The organism is Candidatus Protofrankia californiensis (assembly GCF_900634765.1).
Classification (GTDB): domain Bacteria; phylum Actinomycetota; class Actinomycetes; order Frankiales; family Frankiaceae; genus Protofrankia; species Protofrankia californiensis.
On sequence record NZ_CAAAFT010000022.1, the window covers coordinates 1 to 3,682 of the forward strand.

Annotated in this window: 2 protein-coding genes; one reads left to right on the top strand and one right to left on the bottom strand. The window is 66.8% G+C overall.

Annotated elements, in window-relative coordinates; translation table 11 throughout:
* On the top strand, positions 1-2,643 hold a 2,643-nt coding region (locus DD1DGNOD_RS00865; RefSeq protein WP_131769221.1), incomplete at its 5' end, for a sensor domain-containing protein.
* 34 nt (positions 2,644-2,677) lie between these two features.
* Here the strand turns inward: DD1DGNOD_RS00865 and argS are convergent.
* On the bottom strand, positions 2,678-3,682 hold a 1,005-nt coding region (gene argS / locus DD1DGNOD_RS28470; RefSeq protein ID WP_241255374.1), incomplete at its 5' end, for an arginine--tRNA ligase.

Here is a 3,682-nt window from a genome sequence, read left to right on the forward strand (position 1 = left end):
GCCATCGGCATAGTTGATCACATGGTGTGGCGAGTGAACGCGGCTGCCTGCCGGATCCTCGGCCGTAGCGAGGCGGAACTGCTCGACACAACCTGGGACAGGTTGATCCATCCGGACGACCGGAAGAAGCGGCTGAACGACGCCCGACACCTCGTGAGCGACGATCGGACCGACTACCAGGACGTGATCCGGTTCGTCCGCCCGGACGGCTCGGTGGTTCACGTGCTGGCCACCACGACGATCCTGCGAGACCACCCCGACGGGGAGCCCTACTATCTCAGCCAGTTCCAGGACGTCACCCAGGAAGTGACCACCCACCACTACCTGCGGTTGTTGCTGGAGAACACCCCGGTGACGTTGTTCCTGATGGACCGGACCGGACGCATCAGGTTCGCCGGGGGCGAGGTGAACGTCAGCCGGGTGAACACCACACGGCTGTCGGTCTTCGAAACGTTCGAGGACATGCCGATCCTGTCCCTGGCCCGTAGGGCGCTGTCCGGCGAGCGCGTGTCAGGTGTCGTCGAGGCGCGTGGACGCCGCTACGACGCCCACGTGGTGCCGATACTCGCCGCGGACGGCACCGTGATGTCAGTGGCGATGGTTGCCACCGACGTCACCGAGCGCGAACAGGCGCTGGAGGAGCTGCGAGCCCGCTCGGCCGAACAGGCTATCGTGGCGGACCTGGGTCGGCAGGCCCTGAACAGTCCTGATCCGGAGCCGTTGTGGCGCGCCGCCGCAGAAATGATCTCTGATCACCTGCACGCGGACGCCGTCACCGTGCACGAACTGCACCTCGGTCATACCGGTCATACCGGTATGACCAGGCCACACCTGGCCGCAGCCATCGGAACACCACCCGAACCCGGCATCCTGGTCACGTCAGCGCTTGCGGCCCGCGGCCCCGTCCACGCCGACAACCTCCCCGGCCCCGGCCCGCAGGATTCGCCAGACCAGTGGGGGTCATCGGACCAGCGGAGTTCGCACGACCCGCAGGGTTCACCGGACCCGCAGGACGACAACCAGAGGCCGCGCTCCGGCGGGCTGCGCTGTGGGCTCGCGATCCCGATCGGCCAGCCCGACAACCCCACCGCGATCCTCACGATCTATCGTGCCGCACCGACCACGTCCGGCTCCCCGACCCCGGACACCCCCTCCCCGGCCCCGGCCCCGGACACACCGATGAGATCGATCACGTCCACGTCGGGCTCCGCAGGCACGTCCGGTCCCAGCTCGTTCACCGAGCGCGAGGCCGAGTTCGTGCAGGCGGTCGCGACCGTCCTCAGCGCGGCAGCCGTCCGGTTCCAGATCGAACGCGACGCCCACCACCGTGCCCTGCACGACGGGCTTACCGGGTTGGCCAACCGCACCGCGCTGTTCGAGCACCTCGGTCAGACGCTGAACCACGACCACGGTCAGACACCGAACCACGACCACCAGCACCGGACCGGAATCCTGTTCGTCGACCTCGACGGATTCAAGAACGTCAACGACTCGTTGGGCCACCACACCGGCGACCGGCTTCTGTGTGAGGTCGCCACTCGCCTGCGCAACGCCGTCCGGCCCGGCGACACCGTCGCCCGTCTCTCAGGCGACGAGTTCGCCGTCGTCTGCGAAGAGATCACGACCGAACCCGCCCTGCGCGCCATCGCCGAGCGGGTCGTGACCGCCCTCTCCAAACCCGTGATCCTCGACGGACGTCACGTCACCGTCACCGCCAGTGTGGGCGTCGCCCTGTCCGGACCCGACATCCCAGACCCCGACGGCCTGCTGCGGGCCGCCGACATCGCCATGTACGGTGCCAAACACCAGGGCCGCGGCCGTTACCTCCTGTTCGACGAGACCATGCGCAGCGAGGCCCTCGACCGGCTCACCACCGAAAACGACCTCCGCCACGCCCTCACCACGAACGATCTCCGCCTGCACTACCAACCTGTCATCAACGCCGACGGCAACGTCGTGGGCGCCGAAGCCCTCCTCCGCTGGCAGCATCCCGAACGCGGGCTGCTGTACCCCGAGGCGTTCCTCCCCCTCGCCGAGGAAACCGGGATAATCGTTTCGCTGGGTCGGTGGGTCCTGCACACCGCCTGCCACGCCGCCGCCAGCTGGACGCCGGGCCCGCCGCCGGCCTGCCCGCCACACATCAGCGTCAACGTCTCCGCCCGCCAGCTCACCGACCCCCATTTCCTGCCCGACCTCGCAGCGCTCCTGCGAACCACCAACGCCGACCACCGTTACCAGCTCTGCCTCGAAATCACCGAAAACACCCTCATCGACGACAGCAGCACCGTCAGCGCCACCCTGCAGGCCGCACACGCCCTCGGTGTCACCCTCTACATCGACGACTTCGGCTCCGGTCATTCCTCCCTCACCCGGCTGCACCGCCTTCCGCTCGATGGCCTCAAAATCGACCGCCGATTCATCAGCAGAATGACCGAGGATCCCGCCGACCACGCCATCGTCGCCGCCGTCATCCATCTGGCCCACATCCTCGGCCTGACCGCCATAGCGGAGGGAGTCGAAACCTCCGAACAGCTCGCTGCACTCACCGACCTACGTTGTGACCTTGTTCAGGGCTACCACCTCGCCCGCCCCGAGCCGCATCTGCCCACCCTGCAACCGACCGCCACCGCCTGCCGACCCTGACGGGCCCGAACCTGGCCGCCGGCCAGGGCGTCGATCACATCTGCTCGGGTGCGGTTATGCCGAGCAGCTCCAGCCCGGTCGCAAGGGTACGACGGGTCAGGTCGCACAGGGCGACCCGGCTGGTGCGGACCGGCTCCTCGGAGCGGAGGATGGGGCATTTCTCATAAAAGGCGGTGAAGGAGGTCGCAAGACCGAAAAGATAGCCCGCCAGCCGATGGAACTCGAGCGAGTCGGCAATTTCGTTCACCACGTCGCCGAAGCTGAGCAGCTGGACAGCGAGGTGACGTTCCTCGGGCTCGCGGATCCGGATGTCGGCGGCGGCGACCGGATACGTCAGCCCCGCCCGACGGAACACCGAACAGATCCTTGCGTGGGCGTACTGCAGGTAGGGAGCCGTATTACCGTCGAAAGCCAACATGCGGTCAAGGTCGAAGATGTAGTCCTTCGACCGGTCGGTCGACAGGTCCGCGTACTTCACAGCACCGATCCCGATCGCCCGGGCGACTTCTGAACGTGTCTGCACGTCAAGAGCCGGGTTCTTCACGGCGATGACGTCGGCTGCCCGGGAAACGGCCTCGTCCAACAGGGCGACGAGCTTCACGGAGTCACCCGCCCGGGTCCGGAGCATCTTGCCGTCGGCACCCAGAATCGATCCGTGACCGATATGCTCGGCCCGCACGGGCGGGACCAGCCAACCGGCCTCGCGAGCCACCTCGTAAATCATCTCAAAATGTTGGTACTGCGGCAGCCCCACTACATAGAGCAGCCGGGTCGCGTGCAGGCTGCGAATCCGATGGCGAATCGTCGCGAGATCGGTGGTCGCATACCCGTAACCACCGTCTCGTTTACGCACGATGAGCGGCAGTGGCTCACCGTCCCGATTCTTGAATCCTTCCGGGAAGGCGCACAGAGCTCCGTCACTCAACCGGAGCAGCCCCAGCTCGGCGAGCTCGTCGACAACCGGAACCAGCTGGTCGTTGTAGGAACTCTCCCCGAGAAAGTCCGCTTCGGTCAGGAGCACGCCGAGCTGGGAGTAGAC